The sequence below is a fragment of the Acinetobacter sp. GXMZU3951 genome, from assembly GCF_054457875.1.
Genome location: NZ_JBTLFO010000009.1, coordinates 1 through 15,362, shown reverse-complemented (window position 1 = coordinate 15,362; position 15,362 = coordinate 1). Strand labels below are relative to the sequence as shown.

At 43.1% G+C, this 15,362-nt stretch carries 16 protein-coding genes; 9 read left to right on the top strand and 7 right to left on the bottom strand.

What is annotated here, in order from left to right:
- Positions 1-86: 86 nt before the first annotated feature.
- The 5 genes from atpG to adhP all read left to right on the top strand — a co-directional run bounded on the left by atpG (position 87) and on the right by adhP (position 4,455).
- Positions 87-956, top strand: coding sequence for a F0F1 ATP synthase subunit gamma (atpG, locus tag ACX17N_RS13315; protein ID WP_458893054.1), 870 nt, complete (start codon positions 87-89; stop codon positions 954-956).
- Between the two features lie 29 nt (positions 957-985).
- Positions 986-2,380 carry a F0F1 ATP synthase subunit beta gene (gene atpD / locus ACX17N_RS13310; protein WP_458893053.1) on the top strand — a complete coding sequence of 465 codons (1,395 nt, stop codon included), beginning with the start codon at positions 986-988 and terminating at the stop codon, positions 2,378-2,380.
- Between the two features lie 17 nt (positions 2,381-2,397).
- Complete coding sequence (locus ACX17N_RS13305; RefSeq protein WP_458893052.1) at positions 2,398-2,817, top strand: F0F1 ATP synthase subunit epsilon; 420 nt, start codon at positions 2,398-2,400, stop codon at positions 2,815-2,817.
- Between the two features lie 84 nt (positions 2,818-2,901).
- Positions 2,902-3,201 carry a hypothetical protein gene (locus ACX17N_RS13300; protein WP_458893051.1) on the top strand — a complete coding sequence of 100 codons (300 nt, stop codon included), beginning with the start codon at positions 2,902-2,904 and terminating at the stop codon, positions 3,199-3,201.
- A 222-nt stretch (positions 3,202-3,423) separates the two neighbouring features.
- The gene (adhP, locus tag ACX17N_RS13295; protein ID WP_458893050.1) at positions 3,424-4,455 is read left to right on the top strand and encodes an alcohol dehydrogenase AdhP; all 1,032 of its coding nucleotides are present in this window, start codon (positions 3,424-3,426) and stop codon (positions 4,453-4,455) included.
- A 70-nt stretch (positions 4,456-4,525) separates the two neighbouring features.
- Here adhP and ACX17N_RS13290 read toward each other — a convergent pair whose 3' ends face one another.
- The 4 genes from ACX17N_RS13290 to ACX17N_RS13275 form a co-directional block, all read right to left on the bottom strand.
- Positions 4,526-5,095: a hypothetical protein gene (locus ACX17N_RS13290; protein WP_458893181.1), complete on the bottom strand. Its 570-nt coding sequence runs from the start codon at positions 5,093-5,095 to the stop codon at positions 4,526-4,528.
- A gap of 153 nt (positions 5,096-5,248) precedes the next feature.
- Positions 5,249-5,644, bottom strand: coding sequence for an RcnB family protein (locus tag ACX17N_RS13285; protein ID WP_458893049.1), 396 nt, complete (start codon positions 5,642-5,644; stop codon positions 5,249-5,251).
- A 174-nt stretch (positions 5,645-5,818) separates the two neighbouring features.
- Entirely contained in the window at positions 5,819-6,364 is a 546-nt protein-coding gene (locus tag ACX17N_RS13280) for a glutathione peroxidase (protein WP_458893048.1), read from the bottom strand.
- 108 nt (positions 6,365-6,472) lie between these two features.
- Entirely contained in the window at positions 6,473-7,222 is a 750-nt protein-coding gene (locus ACX17N_RS13275; RefSeq protein WP_458893047.1) for an AraC family transcriptional regulator, read from the bottom strand.
- Positions 7,223-7,368: 146 nt separating this feature from the next.
- On the opposite strand from ACX17N_RS13275, the gene ACX17N_RS13270 reads away from it, so the two are divergent.
- The gene (locus tag ACX17N_RS13270) at positions 7,369-8,298 is read left to right on the top strand and encodes a DMT family transporter (protein ID WP_458893046.1); all 930 of its coding nucleotides are present in this window, start codon (positions 7,369-7,371) and stop codon (positions 8,296-8,298) included.
- Positions 8,299-8,683: 385 nt separating this feature from the next.
- On the opposite strand, the gene ACX17N_RS13265 is transcribed toward ACX17N_RS13270, so the two are convergent.
- The 3 genes from ACX17N_RS13265 to ACX17N_RS13255 are packed head-to-tail and all read right to left on the bottom strand — an operon-like array spanning position 8,684 to position 11,605.
- Positions 8,684-9,253: an L-threonylcarbamoyladenylate synthase gene (locus tag ACX17N_RS13265; protein ID WP_458893045.1), complete on the bottom strand. Its 570-nt coding sequence runs from the start codon at positions 9,251-9,253 to the stop codon at positions 8,684-8,686.
- A gap of 38 nt (positions 9,254-9,291) precedes the next feature.
- A complete protein-coding gene (gene dprA / locus ACX17N_RS13260; RefSeq protein ID WP_458893044.1) occupies positions 9,292-10,437 on the bottom strand; it encodes a DNA-processing protein DprA in 1,146 nt (381 codons plus the stop codon).
- Positions 10,438-10,450: 13 nt separating this feature from the next.
- Positions 10,451-11,605, bottom strand: a complete 1,155-nt coding sequence (locus ACX17N_RS13255; RefSeq protein WP_458893043.1) for a LysM peptidoglycan-binding domain-containing protein — start codon at positions 11,603-11,605, stop codon at positions 10,451-10,453.
- Positions 11,606-11,724: 119 nt separating this feature from the next.
- Between ACX17N_RS13255 and def the strand changes: the two genes are divergently transcribed.
- The 3 genes from def (at position 11,725) to ACX17N_RS13240 (ending at position 14,908) form a co-directional block, all read left to right on the top strand.
- Positions 11,725-12,258, top strand: coding sequence for a peptide deformylase (def, locus tag ACX17N_RS13250; RefSeq protein ID WP_458893042.1), 534 nt, complete (start codon positions 11,725-11,727; stop codon positions 12,256-12,258).
- Between the two features lie 93 nt (positions 12,259-12,351).
- Positions 12,352-12,780: a DUF2946 family protein gene (locus tag ACX17N_RS13245; RefSeq protein WP_458893041.1), complete on the top strand. Its 429-nt coding sequence runs from the start codon at positions 12,352-12,354 to the stop codon at positions 12,778-12,780.
- A 67-nt stretch (positions 12,781-12,847) separates the two neighbouring features.
- On the top strand, positions 12,848-14,908 hold the full coding sequence (locus ACX17N_RS13240) for a TonB-dependent copper receptor (RefSeq protein WP_458893040.1): 2,061 nt from the start codon (positions 12,848-12,850) through the stop codon (positions 14,906-14,908).
- Positions 14,909-15,362 lie beyond the last annotated feature (454 nt).

The window sequence follows — 15,362 nt, the reverse complement described above, 5'->3', positions numbered from 1 at the left end:
TTGAGCATTAGCTGGTTAGTTTAAAGTTTGGTTCACGGATCAACCTTCGAAAGCTCGGAAGGGCTTTCGAATACTAGGTTAAGCGTATGGCAAATTTAAAAGAAATTCGCGCCAAAGTAGCTAGTATCAAGTCGACGCAGAAAATTACGCGTGCGATGCAGATGGTAGCTGCTTCTAAAATGCGTCGTGCGCAAGAGCGCATGGCTGCAGGCCGTCCGTATGCCGAAAATATGCACCGTGTAATTGCTCACTTGGTTCAAGCGAATCCTGAATATAAACACCGTTATATGGTTGAACGCCCTGTAAAGCGCGTTGGCTATATCGTGATTTCTTCAGATCGTGGTCTTGCTGGCGGTTTGAACATTAACTTGTTCAAAAAAGTTGCTAAGCATGTACAGGAACAGCAAGAGCAGTCAATTGAAGTTCAATTTGCTTTAATTGGTCAAAAAGCGGTTTCGTTTTTTAAAAACTACGGCGGTAAAGTGCTTGGAGCAACGACTCAGATCGGTGATGCACCGACTCTTGAACAGTTGACAGGTTCTGTACAAGTTATGCTTGATGCATTTGACAAGGGCGAACTTGATCGCATCTATTTAGTGTCAAATGGTTTCGTTAACGCAATGACGCAGAAGCCTCAAGTTGAACAACTGGTTCCACTTGCTCCAGCAGAAGACAGCGACAGCCTTAACCGTCAATACGGTTGGGACTATATCTATGAACCAGAAGCAGAAGAATTGCTGAACGGTTTATTGGTTCGCTATATCGAGTCTATGGTTTATCAAGGCGTGATTGAAAACATCGCGTGTGAACAGTCTGCGCGTATGGTTGCAATGAAAGCTGCAACAGATAACGCAGGTGACTTGATCAAAAGCCTACAACTCATTTACAACAAGCTGCGTCAAGCCGCGATTACTCAGGAAATTTCCGAGATCGTTGGCGGTGCCGCTGCCGTTTAACATTATTAGTTTGAATTGAGGAGACAGCAATGAGTAGCGGTCGTATCATTCAGATCATCGGCGCGGTAATCGACGTCGAGTTTGAACGTAACAGCGTTCCTAAGATCTATGACGCTCTCCATGTTGATGGCACTGAAACTACTTTAGAAGTTCAGCAACAACTTGGTGACGGTGTTGTACGTACAATTGCAATGGGATCTACTGAAGGTCTTAAGCGTGGTTTGAACGTAACCAACACAAATGCACCAATTTCTGTTCCAGTAGGTACGGCTACTCTTGGTCGTATCATGGACGTTCTTGGTCGCCCTATCGATGAAGCTGGTCCAGTAGCAACTGATACTACTTGGGCAATTCACCGTGCAGCGCCTTCTTATGCTGAACAAGCTGGTTCTACTGACCTTCTTGAAACTGGTATTAAAGTCATTGACTTACTATGCCCGTTCGCGAAAGGTGGTAAAGTTGGTCTGTTCGGTGGTGCGGGTGTTGGTAAAACCGTTAACATGATGGAGTTAATCAACAACATCGCTAAAGCGCACTCAGGTTTATCTGTATTCGCTGGTGTTGGTGAGCGTACTCGTGAAGGTAACGACTTCTACCACGAGATGAAAGATTCTAACGTTCTTGACAAAGTAGCCATGGTTTACGGTCAGATGAACGAGCCACCAGGTAACCGTTTACGCGTAGCGTTAACTGGCTTAACAATGGCTGAATATTTCCGTGACGAAAAAGACGAAAACGGTAAAGGCCGTGACGTATTATTGTTCGTTGACAACATCTACCGTTATACACTAGCAGGTACTGAAGTATCAGCACTTCTAGGTCGTATGCCATCTGCAGTAGGTTACCAACCAACACTTGCAGAAGAGATGGGTGTTCTTCAAGAACGTATTACATCGACTAAGTCTGGTTCGATTACGTCTATCCAAGCGGTATACGTACCTGCCGATGACTTAACAGATCCATCGCCTGCGACAACGTTTGCTCACTTAGATGCAACTGTTGTATTAAGCCGTGACATCGCTTCTCAAGGTATTTACCCTGCGATCGACCCACTTGACTCTACTTCACGTCAGTTAGACCCATTAGTAGTTGGTCAAGAGCACTACGGTATTGCTCGTTCAGTTCAAAACGTTCTTCAACGTTATAAAGAATTGAAAGACATTATCGCGATCTTGGGTATGGACGAATTGTCTGAAGAAGATAAGTTGATTGTTTACCGTGCGCGTAAAATCCAACGTTTCTTCTCTCAACCGTTCCACGTAGCTGAAGTATTTACTGGTGCTCCTGGTAAATATGTACCTCTTAAAGAAACGATTCGTGGCTTTAAAGGTATCTTGGCTGGTGAATACGACCACCTTCCAGAACAAGCGTTCTATATGGTTGGCGGTATTGACGAAGCGATTGCTAAAGCTGAGAAACTCTAATTTAAGGAGATCATCTCATGTCGACTATGCAATGTGATGTGGTAAGTGTTAATGAGTCAATTTACTCTGGCACGATCAGCATGCTAATCGCTAAAGGTGCAGGTGGTGAGTTGGGTATTATGCCTGGCCATGCGCCACTTGTAACTTTACTCCAACCTGGCGCAATTCGCGTGATTTTGGAGAACGGTACAGAAGAGATCGTCTATGTATCTGGTGGTGTGTTAGAAGTTCAACCGCACGTTGTTACGGTTCTTGCAGATACTGCAATCCGTGCTGACAACTTAGATGAAGCTGCAATTTTAGAAGCTCGTAAACAAGCTGAACAATTGTTAGCAAATCAAAAGAGCGATTTGGACTCGGCTGCTGCGTTAGCTGCTTTGGCAGAAACTGCGGCTCAGCTCGAAACTATCCGCAAAATCAAAAACCGCGCAATGTAATTGACGGTTTGAGATTGAAAAAGCCACCGAAAGGTGGCTTTTTTTATGCTATAAAATCGTATTGCTTAAAACCGAGTCTATCTCATGCAACTCATAGCACATGCGCCACACTTTTGGGAACTTTATCAGGATGATCAGCAACTCTATCTCGCCATTGCTGTTGATATGAGTTCGGTGGTGTCATGTTGGGAACTGGTACTGACACAGCAACAAATTCAGAATTATTGGCAACACGGCTGTGACAGTATTCATCATCTTGCTAAAACCATTATTGATGCCGTTTATCGCGGTGATTTTAGTTATTTAGAACAGCATCAAGCTCCAGAAGCAGTTAAAGCAGCCATGCAAAATGCTTTTTTACATTGGCGTGCAGAAAACCACTAGCGTGATTTGCTTTCATCGTCCGATCTTTTCCTTTAAGCATCAGTTTTTGAACAGCATGTTGCGCTATGCACATGGTTGGTTTGGCGCTGATCGTGAATGATCTGCCTCAAGTTGATTAAAAAATATACCAAATTCCAACCTTTCATCCCCACCATTTATGTTACTCATGAATCAGATTGCTTGATAAGTATTTTACTCAACTCGAGTATATGGAGAGTGAAAATGGCAAACACAATGAAAGCTGCAGTCGTGACTGCATTTAATCAACCTTTACAAATTCAGCAAGTTGAAATTCCAAAAATTAGCGCTGGCAAAGTGCTGGTGAAAATGATTGCTACCGGCGTCTGTCATACCGATTTACATGCCATGCATGGTGACTGGCCGATCAAACCCAATCTGCCATTTATTCCAGGTCATGAAGGTGTTGGTGAAGTGGTGGAAATTGGTGAAGGCATTGAGCATTTACAGGTTGGCGATCTGGTTGGTGTCCCTTGGCTTTACTCCGCCTGCGGTCACTGTGACCATTGCTATGCAGGCTGGGAAACCCTATGTAAACAGCAGCAGAACTCGGGCTATTCTGTCAATGGAAGCTTCGCCGAATATTGTCTGGCGGATGGCGATTATGTCGGTGTGATTCCTGCAGGGGTCGACCTGTTAGAAATCGCCCCGATTTTATGTGCAGGCGTGACGGTCTATAAAGGACTGAAAATGACCGAGGCCAAAACTGGGGATTGGGTTGCCATTTCCGGTATTGGTGGTCTAGGGCACGTTGCGGTGCAATACGCGAAAACCATGGGCTTTAATGTAGTGGCTATTGATGTTGATGATAGCAAACTGGACTTGGCAAAACAGCTGGGTGCAGATGTGGGAATTAACGCACTGAAGCTGAATGTCAAAGATGAGGTGCTGAAGGCGACAGGGGAAGGCTGTCATGGAGTCTTGGTCACAGCCGTTTCTTCAAAAGCCTTTGAACAAGCGGTATCTATTGTACGTCGTGGTGGCACCATGGTACTGAACGGATTGCCGCCAGGAAAGTTTGATCTGTCTATTTTTGATATGGTATTAGAAGGGATTACTGTCCGAGGTTCGATAGTCGGTACCCGTTTAGATCTTAAAGAAGCCTTAGATATTGCGGCGCGTGGCAAAGTCAAAGCGCATATTCATGTCGAAGCTTTAGAAAATATTAATGATATTTTTGAACGCATGGAGCAGGGCAAGATTGATGGGCGAATTGTGATTGATTTTAAACTTTGACGCTATGTAAGGGATCAATCCTATTTCAATTTTAGCGATTGATCCATTCTTGGGAACTCGATGCTGAACTTTAATTTTCTGTTGATTCGGGTTTTAACAGGAGCATTTTAGCCAGTGTCAGCATTTCGGACTGTACCAGTGAAAGTTGCTGTTCAATTTTTTTCAGCTCTGCCGCGGTCATGTCGAGTTGACCATTTAAATAGGGTAGCTCTAAGATTTGTTGGTTGCTTGAGCGAATTTTTTCACGAATGGATTCGATTTCCTGACTTTTTAAATTCAAGCTGTCCAAAGCACGATTAAAGTCCGTCAGTTGCTGACGTAATGCATTGACGGCAGTTTGCACGGATTCAGGATTTTGCGCTTGTAAGGCGTGTTCTAAATCGGCTTGGGTCTGTTTAAGTTGTTGTACATAATCGCCTGCCTTCAATTGCAGATCCGCGACATCACTCACCACATAGAGCATATTGCCACTTTTTAATTCTGAACTTCCCTCATCTGTTTGTGCCGTGCTTTTTTCTTGGACATTTGAGGTATCAGGAGATGCATGATTCTCGTCAGTGGCTTGATCGCAGCCGATCAAACTTATTCCTGCCGCAAAAATGGCAAAAGGAAGTAAGGCGCCTTGCAGAAGTTTTTTCATCATCTTGCTGAATCTCAATCTAGGGGGATATCGCTGGAAAGCAATTATAGGACGGGTACTTCACTTTCTAAAGTCAGGCTGCAAAGCAACAACAAAAAGGTACAGTGCATAAAAAAAGAGTGCCTATCGCACTCTTTTTTGCAAGGCAGAGGATTACATGCCTGGGATGATTTTAATGATGTTGTGGTTTAACACGTTAGTTAACACATAGTCACCATTGACCTTAATCCACTGTTCATTTTTGCCAGGTTTGTAGAGCTTTTTGTATTTGGTGTGATCGACTTGATAGCTTTTGCCACGATATTGTGTTGGAACTGGATTACCCGGTTTCCACGCAGCTGATGGGCGAGCTGATTTGTTATAGCTCGCTTTGTTGTTTGCATCATGATGACTTGAGGCATCATGATGCATGTCTTTATGATTTGCATCATTGTGATTTTGAGTCGCATGCTGTTTATGCTCTTGCGAATTTTGCGGTGCTGCAAAAGCAGGAGCAGCCAGCAATGCAGTTGATAATGACAAAACAACAGCTTGTACTAAACGATTCATAATCTACCTGTATGTTATTTATCTTGTTCTGATCGTGTTATTAAAACAGTAAGTCGCTGAGTGAGTTTGAATTTAGTGTTGTAATAATATTAAAATTATGGAGAAATTAAGTAAAACAATGCACACGAATATCAGAAAGTGATCGTCTCACTTCCTGATCATTGTGTTGAGATTTTATTTCTGCAATTCGGCCTGAATCGCTTCTAGAATGCGTGGATCATCGGCAGTGATGTCTGGTGCAAAACGCGCTACCACCTGTCCTTGTTTATTCACTAAAAATTTTTCAAAATTCCATAAGACTTCTGGTGGCTCATTTGGCGTTAAGCCGTAGTCGACGAGATCTTTCCACCAAGGTCCTTCACCAATACGCTCAGGAATGGCTTGCGTTAAGGTTTGGTATAATGGGTGTTTGTCTTCACCTGCAACCGAAATTTTTGAAAATAGCGGGAAATCGATTTTGTAGTTGACTGAGCAAAACTCTTGAATTTCACTATCACTGCCTGGTTCTTGTGCCAAGAAATTATTGGCAGGGAAGCCGAGAATTTCTAAACCTTGATCTTTTTGTTGCTGATAAAGTTTTTCTAAACCTTCGTATTGCGGGGTTAAACCGCATTTTGATGCAACATTCACAATCAGCAGTACTTTGCCTTGGTATTGATTCAAGGTAATGTCTTGGCCTTGAATGGTTTTCATCGGAATATCATAAACAGACTGGCTCATCTCTAGATCCATTGATTTTTTATTGGGTTTCCATGTTGTAACGAGAATTGCGATGAACTGCAAGTTGAATCCTGCAACTGAACGGAAAAAAGATTAGATGGCCGGCGGTTATGCGTCACGTAGTTGAGCAGGCGTTTGTCCTGTATAGCGTTTAAAAAACTCAATAAAGCTAGAACTGTGTTGATAGCCCAAATCATACGCCAGTTTTTTGACCGAAGAACCAGCATGCAATTGTTCAATTGCATAGAGAATTTTTGCTCGATTGCGCCATTCCGCTAAACTCAGTTGCAATTCTTGCTGGCTTAAACGCAGCAGATGTCGTTCCGTTAAGGAACTGGTATTCAGGATTTGTGGCAGGCTCTGCATAAAGCGATTTGGGTCAGCCAATTGCTGCAAGATCGGCTTTAATACAATATGTTGGGTTTGCGGAAGATAATGTTTATAGGCTGGGGCGGCACAGAGTTGGTCGAGCAACACTTGCAATAAATGTTCATATTCTGCCGTAGTCGTTGCGTTTTGCTGCCGCAGGATTTCCTTAATTAAATGTCGCAGAAAAGGACTAATTTCGACAGTTTTGGTATCTACAGAAAATAAGCTGCAAAGTTGAGGATGTAGGTGAATACAAATATAGTGCGTGGTTTTGACCTCACGGGCGATACAGGCATGTGGGGTATGTGGGGGAATCCAGAGCCCATAGTTTGGGGGTGATAGGTAGTGTGTACCTTCAATTTCATAATCTAAAATGCCATTTAAGCTGAAATTGAAATCTCCCCAGATACAAGCATGCGCTGCAATTTCATCATTCTGTTCATAGAAATATTCATGCACTTCAATCAATGTTGATAAGGGTAAAGTCATCGTCTTAAACCTGTGGGGAAAGGGCGTTTTAGATGAATCCAGATAAAACATGGCATAACCACGGTATTGATGTCTGAAAAACCGTATTTTTATTATTTCAGACTTTAGCGAAAATAATAGACTCAAGATGTGATGAGTGACACAACATGCAGCAACGGCAAGCAGTTAAATTCGCAATCCTATTACCGCTTGTTGCGGTCTTTATTTGGGCCCTGAATATTGCGGTCACACGATATGTTGCCGATTATATTTCGCCGGTCAGTATCAGCTTTTACCGGTGGTTGGTGGCATTTATTGTGCTTACTCCATTTATGTTGCCGAAAGTCTGGCAACAGCGGGAGATGGTACGCCTACATTGGCGGCAATTGGCGGTGCTCAGTGCATTTGGGATGCTGCTTTATCAAGGATTGGCATATAGTGCTGCCCATTATACGACAGCAACCAATATGGGCATTGTGAATGCCTTTATCCCGATTTTCACGATTTTGGTTTCCATGCTGATTTTAAAAGAACGTCCCAATCTTTTCGCGATCGTGGGCGGTCTCATTTCCTTTTTAGGATTGCTGTATGTAATTGCACAGGGCAATCTGCAGACTTTATTGCATTTGGGCGGGCATTGGGGGGATGCCTTGATGGTGGTGGCGGTGTTCTTTTATGCGTTTTATGGGGTCTTTTTAAAAAAATGGCAGCTGAAAATCCCGTTAATGATTAGCCTATATGTACAAATTGGATTTTCCTTAATTTATCACCTGCCTTTTGTCCTTTGGCTGGGATTGGATGCTTTAGATCGGCAGAATAGTGCCAGTGTTTTTTATGCTGGCTTATTTGCCTCATTAATTGCCCCATGGCTGTGGATGCTTGCCGTACAAAAACTGGGGCCGAATCGTACCAGTATTTTTATGAACCTGATGCCAATTTTTACTGCCGTTTTGGCGTATTTCTGGTTAGGTGAAATCTGGACCATGCAGCATAGTATAGGCGGGATTATTATTATTATTGGAATTGTCATGGCGCAAATGAAAACCGCGGCGGAAAAAAATGCGGTGCTTAAAGCTGCCAAGCTGATTAATAAATAGGCAAACAAATAGAATTTAGGAAATTTTTTCTTGGAGTAAACTACCAGTTATAAGGGCTATTTCAGCGGCTGTCAAATGATTATTTATTTAAAAATATTTTAAAAATAGGAGGATAGTTTGACTTTTTGAAAAAATTTCACATTTTAATCATGGATTTAAGCCAAAGCGTGCGTTAGATAATCTATTTGTATTTTCGATTTAAATGTTAGATAATGTTCACATCACGAATGAATGGTTAAGTATTTCTTAACAATACGTTTAGCCAATTGTTCTGCGAGATTCTTGAACCCTCTGGATGTGATTAATACACATCCTTTTTATGCTCAATCAACCTATTTGATTGAGCTTTTTTTTGTCTAAAATTTCATGCTGTTGCATATAAAACTTATGCGCGGATAACCTGTCCGGTTTCGGCATCTAGAATACGGCTAGGCTCTTGGCTTAAGCCTAAATCACCATTTAAATAGTTCAGCTGGCTGTTAAAGTATTTACTTGCTTGTTGCAATGAGCGAGCAGGTTCCAGCCCAGCAGGATTGGCACTGGTCGAGACAATGAAACCATTAAATGCGCTGCATAAGGCCACACACAATGGATGGGTCGTGACACGGATCGCAACTTTAGGATGATTGCCCTTAATCCAAACGGGAATATCTGCACTGGCAGGCAGTAACCATGTTGTGGCGCGTTCGGTCGGATTGGCATTGCTCCAAGACGCGATCACTTGCTCTCGCATCTCTGTGCTTAATCCCGTCAGCAGATGTTCAACTTGGGAAATATGGCCAGCCAGTAGAATCACCCCTTTTTCAATTGGGCGTTGCTTGAGTCTTAAGATTTCATTAAATGCACTTTCATTATAGGGATCGCATCCCAAGCCCCACACGGCCTCTGTCGGATATGCCAAGACCTGTCCGTTTTTTAACATGGCGGCTGCTTCAGCAACAGAGGTGGTAATCATGATGGTGTCCTAATTTGAGCAAAGGTTTATTCTGAACCTTATTGAATAGGACGACAACGCAAATATACCCCAGATTGTTGCACATATAGTCCTAAAAGCTCTAACTCCATCAACTGTGCAGTCAAAGTTGCTGCATCTTGCTGAAGCTGTAGCGCCAAATGATCTAAGGCAAGACCGCTCCAGTTTAATTCTGCATAGAGACTGCTGAGATGTTCTGGTACTTGGGCTTCGGTCACGGGCGTTGTTATATGTGATACGGCAGGTGTCTGTTGTTGAGCCTGCCATTGAGTTGGCAAAGCTACATCTTCAAGGATCTGTTCTGGATGATCGACCAAAATCGCGCCCTCCCGAATCAGTTGATGGCAACCCTGATGTGATTCGCTATAGATATGTCCGGGGATAGCAAAAATTAATTTGCCCTGTTCAGCAGCGAGCTTGGCGGTAATCAGTGAGCCACTTTTTAAACTGGCTTCCGCCACCAAGATGCCCAGACTTAAGGCACTAACAATTCGATTGCGCCGAGGGAAATGGTGCTGGAGTGGGGGTGTGTGCGGTAAAAATTCAGTGATCACCGTTCCTGATTGTTGCAAGACCTGCTGTCTCAGCGTTTGATGCTGTGCTGGATAGGTCTGATCTAGCCCCGTGGCCATAACTGCAATTGTGCGTTGATGCGGCAGAGCACCTTGGTGGGCTGCTTCATCAATGCCTTGGGCTAGGCCACTGGTCACGACAAAGCCTTTTTCACTGAGATAGTAGGCAAAATCATACGCAATTTGTCGGCCATGCGGACTGGGTTTGCGACTACCAACAATCGCGATTTGAGCTTGTCGTAATAATGATCGCTGACCTTGTCCAAACAGAATAGGAGGCTTATCGCTATATGGGAGTAATTGCTGCGGATATTCAGGATCATGATAACTTAGGACAAAATCACTGCTGTGCTGAATATCTTGTAAAATGCGTTGGAACTTTGATTGTTCGGTAGGGCTATAAAATTGCTGAGCGCGTTGAAGATGATTTTTATGTAAACCCAGATTGGACCATTGCGGTAAATTTTCTGCTTGTACCGCTTGGTGAATGCTACCAAAGTGCTGTTCAAGTTTATAAAAGCTGCTGAGAGAATGCTGAACCAAATACCACAAGGTAATGGTGTCCATTTGCTCTTGTGATAATGGTTGCAGCATGAGGTACTCCGAATTAATCGTCCATCAATGGTGGTTGAATAGCGGCTCCAACTTTGATTGGTAATGAGCTATCGAGCACATAGCCAAAACTAAAATGATCAAAGGTTTTGAACACCATCAGGTTACCAATACGTTGCCCTGGTAATTGCACCATTTCTTTGGTTTTTGGATCGCGAACCTGTTCACCTTTTTGGTTAATGCTAAAGACATGCCCGACTTGAACGCCTTCAAAATTTCCACGATCAATGGTCACGACACTGTGCTTGGCAGCAGTACCAATTGAACCCATGACACGCACAATCTGCCCACCTGCGGTGACATCTTCAGCCATGGTCGGGTAGAACAAGGTCGGGAGCATTGGATCATAGACTGGAAGTACTCGGTCACCACGACGCACCTCAGCATTAAAGCTGTCCGTTAATTCAATGGTGGTGATGTCATTTTCACTTGCCACGGCAACGCCAGTCGCAACTTGATTCAGCTCAAGGCCGGCAGTGTATTTTTTACCCTTTTCATTCATCAGGGTGTACGGTTCGCCTTCACGATAGACCGCATATTGCTGCCCGACTTCTAAGCCGTTACCGCGAGCATAAATGGTTTGCCCTTTACCGGCCAAAACACGTTGATCGGCAGTACCCAGAACATAAGGCGTATTGTTAATCGACTCTGGCGCCACAATCGTTGAATGCTCGAGCCATTGTTTAATGTTTTCTAATGGAATGACAGGAATCGCATTATTCAGGGATTCAACACGGACTTGCGGTTGTAATTTTGTGCCACCGGTATAGCGACGGATAATGCCTTCACAGCCATCTCCCTCATCTTTACCAATCAAAGGTTTGCCTTGATAACTGCACAGTAAAAGTTTATCTCCGGGGAAAATCCAGTGTGGATTTTTCACGTGACGGTTGCTCGCCCAAATTTCCGGCCAGCGCCAAGGTTTATCTAAAAATTTTCCAGAAATGTCCCATAGCGTATCGCCTTTTTTCACCACATAGACATGCGGTGCTCCTGCTTTGAGAGCAGGTGGATTGACGTTACGGGCAGGTGCAGCTTCGACCACTGCGATAGAACCAACACTGATTGCCAAACCGACAGTCAGCGCCAGCAATTGCTGTTTAAACCCCAAGGCACTAAAAGATGGCATGCCCTTCAAAACCTTTTTCATTATCATAATTCCTAAAATTATGTAGGTAATTTGCGTTATAATAACGATATTACACACATTTTTTTGATGAAGCATTCCTTCATTTGGTTTTTTGATCAATGGCATAAGTGAGGACGTTTATGGCCTTATTACCTATTTTAAGTTTCCCCGATCCCCGTCTTCGTACCATTGCACAACCAGTCGAAGAAGTTACTGATGAAATTCGTCAGCTTGCTGCAGATATGTTTGAAACCATGTATGAAGCGCCAGGTATTGGTTTAGCCGCTACGCAAGTCGACCGTCACATTCAGTTGATTGTTATGGATCTTTCTGAACATAAAGATCAGCCCATGGTGTTCATTAACCCCAAAATTACCCCATTGACTGAAGAAACCCAGCCGTATGAAGAAGGCTGTTTATCAGTGCCTCAAATATACGACAAAGTTGAGCGTGCGTCACGCGTAAAAATTGAGGCAATTAATCTTGAAGGTCAATCCTTTGCGTTAGAAGCGGACGGACTTCTCGCTGTTTGTATTCAGCATGAAATGGATCACTTAAACGGCAAATTATTTGTCGATTATTTATCGCCATTGAAGCGCCAGCGTGCACGTGAAAAGGTCGAAAAAGTGACCCGTCAGCGTCAAAAGGAAAAAGTTGCAGTCAAGCGCGGCTAAACAGATTTTCAGTCGGACTCATCCTTAAGAATGAACCCAATTTCGATTGGGTTTTGTTATACTTGCCCAGCACAAATTGCAGGATGATAATTTTTGCTTTTTCGTAGTGGTTTGCTGCTGGCCTGTGCTGCAGTATTTTTACAGATCGCTGTATTTTTACAGCCTTTGCTGCCGAAGCAATATCAAGTTGCTCCGGTCTGTGAAACCATTACGCGTGCACTTTTACTTCCTTCTGCCATGCAGACTTCTGCACACAGTGCAATGATGCAGCATGGACATCATCATCAAGTCGAACAGATCGATCAGCAGCAAATGCATGATCATCACGACGCCCATCACCAATGTCAGTACTGTACCGTTTACGGCAATCTGGTTTTACCGCCAGAACTTCAAGTGAAGCCAGTGCTTGATCGGATTCAGATTCGTCTGATTGCGTTGCAACGGGCCTATCGTCATGTTTGGTTTGTTCTTCAGCAACTCTTCCTGATTCCGCAGGGACGGGCACCGCCTCTTTTTGCATAAATCCGCTTTATTACGCTTGGGTCGTTGGACTTAAGCACAGTGTTATTTATGTATTTGAGAGATAGATATGGCTCAGCCAAAATTCTTGTTACAGCCTTTATCGGCTGCGATTTGTGTTGCATGTTATTCAGGGACCGTTCTTGCGGAAGAAATGGTCGTACAGCAAAACCTTGCCCCAATTGTGGTGACGGCCCAGCAAGGTAATGATGCGAATGGTTTAATTGTACAGGCGGATCCGAAACAACCGACACAACCAATTCCCGCAGTAGATGGAGCTGCTTATTTGCAAAGCATTGTCGGTTTTAATCAAATTAAAAATGGCGGTGCCAATGGGGATGTGACTTTCCGTGGTATGTTCGGTTCGCGCATTAAAATATTAACCGATGGCACGGAAAATCTGGGTGCATGTCCTGGAAGGATGGATAATCCAGCATCTTATATCTCACCCGAAAGCTACGACAAAATTACCGTGGTGAAAGGACCGCAAACGGTGCAATATGCGCATACTGGTTCTGCTGCGACTGTCATATTTGAGCGTGAACCTGAACAACTCACTTCCGAGAAGTCATATCGTGGTCAAGCCAGTGTCATGGCAGGCTCTTATGGACGTTTAGATCATAATATTGAAACTGCCGTGGGGGATGAAAACAAATATGCACGTTTAAATGCCAACCGTTCAGTTGCCGATAGTTATCAGGATGGAGCTGGTAATACGGTGCCTTCGGACTGGGAAAAATGGAATGCGGATCTGGCATTCGGTTGGACACCCAATAAAGATACATGGGTAGAACTGAAGGGCGGTAAGAGTGATGGCGAAGCAGTCTATGCTGGACGACCAATGGACGGCTCGAAATTTGCCCGTGAAAGTCTAGGACTACATCTTGAAAAGAAAAACCTCAGTGATGTGATCAAGAAAGTTGAAGCTCAGGTGGACTATAGCTATAACGATCATGTCATGGATAACTTCCGCTTAAGAACCCCGCCTATGACTACGATGAGTATGGGGGGAATGGGTATGGGAGGGATGAATAGTGCCGTTCCTAATAAAATGGAAATGGAAGTGACCCGTCGTACTTTAAATGCTCGTGCAGCCATGACTTCAGAATGGGGCAAGACAACTCTAATAACGGGAATAGATTCACAGCGAAATAAACATGGCGGCAATATGATTATGTACGCCATGCCGAGTATGAACTCTCCTTTTGCAACCAATATGAACTTTGAATCTTATGGAGCTTTTGGTGAATTAAGCTATGTCTTGAATGAACAGCAAAAATTGGTGACAGGTGCGCGTATTGATCAAGCCAAAATTGATAATCTGACAACGGATACTGAACGTAAAGAAACCTTACCGAGTGGTTTTGTTCGGTTGGAAAGCCAATGGGCGGATCACATTAAAACTTATGCAGGTCTTGGTTATGTAGAGCGTGTGCCAGATTATTGGGAATTGTTTAGTACTAAATACCATCAAAGTACAGGTACGACCTTTGCCAATTTAGAGAATGAAAAAACGGCACAGTTGGATATTGGTTATCAATATGAGCACGGTGCATTTAAATCATGGGCTTCAGCTTATGCGGGTCAAATCCAAGATTATATTTTGGTGGCATACACACCTACTGGCATGATGGGTAAACTTGAAGCCAAAAGCCGTAATGTAGATGCGACCATTGCAGGTGCAGAAGCTGGTGTAGGATACCAGTTGACGGATCAGATTCAGGCAGACTTAAGTGCGATGTATGCTTGGGGTGAAAATACTACCGACCATACTGCATTGCCGCAAATTGCACCCTTGGAAGGACGCTTTAACCTGCGTTACGTACAAGATAAATATAATCTCGGTCTACTCTGGCGTGTGGTCGCAGCACAAGATCGCACCAGTTACCGTGAGGGCAATATTATTGGATATGATGTCGCAGACAGCAAAGGCTTTGGCACATTGTCTTTAAATGGCACCTATAACTTGCAAAAAGGGATCGATCTTTCTGTGGGGATTGATAATGTCTTTGACAAGAACTATGCCGAACATTTGAATAAATTGGGAAGTTCAGGCTTTGGTTATGCTGCAACAGAACAATTCAACAATATAGGACGTAACTACTGGGCACGCATCAGTATGAAGTTCTAGAGATCATCTTAGATGTGACACAGCCATTCTTGTAAAAGGATGGCTTTTTTTTGTTTTGGTATAAGACAATGATGAAAAATGAGGTGTAAATTTGAATTGTGATCACATAAACAGCATAAGTTGATGGAATAAAAGTCAAGTTGACTAAAATAACGCCTAATAATAAAGGTGATCTATAAATATATTTATTAAAAACAAAGATTTAAATTTAAATGCATAGTGAAGAGTAGAATAAATTGAAAAAATTTAAAAATAATTAATATTGAAAAACAATAACTTATAAATTTTATGGTTTGAAAAATAAACATCAGTCAAATTATTTATAAAAACATGCTTGCAACGTATCTGAAATGCTGTAGAATGCACATCCATCGGCGGTGATGCAGATAAAAACTTGTTGATTAACAAGGATTTAGCGAAAGAGTTAAATTTTTAAGTTGATTGAATAAGTTTT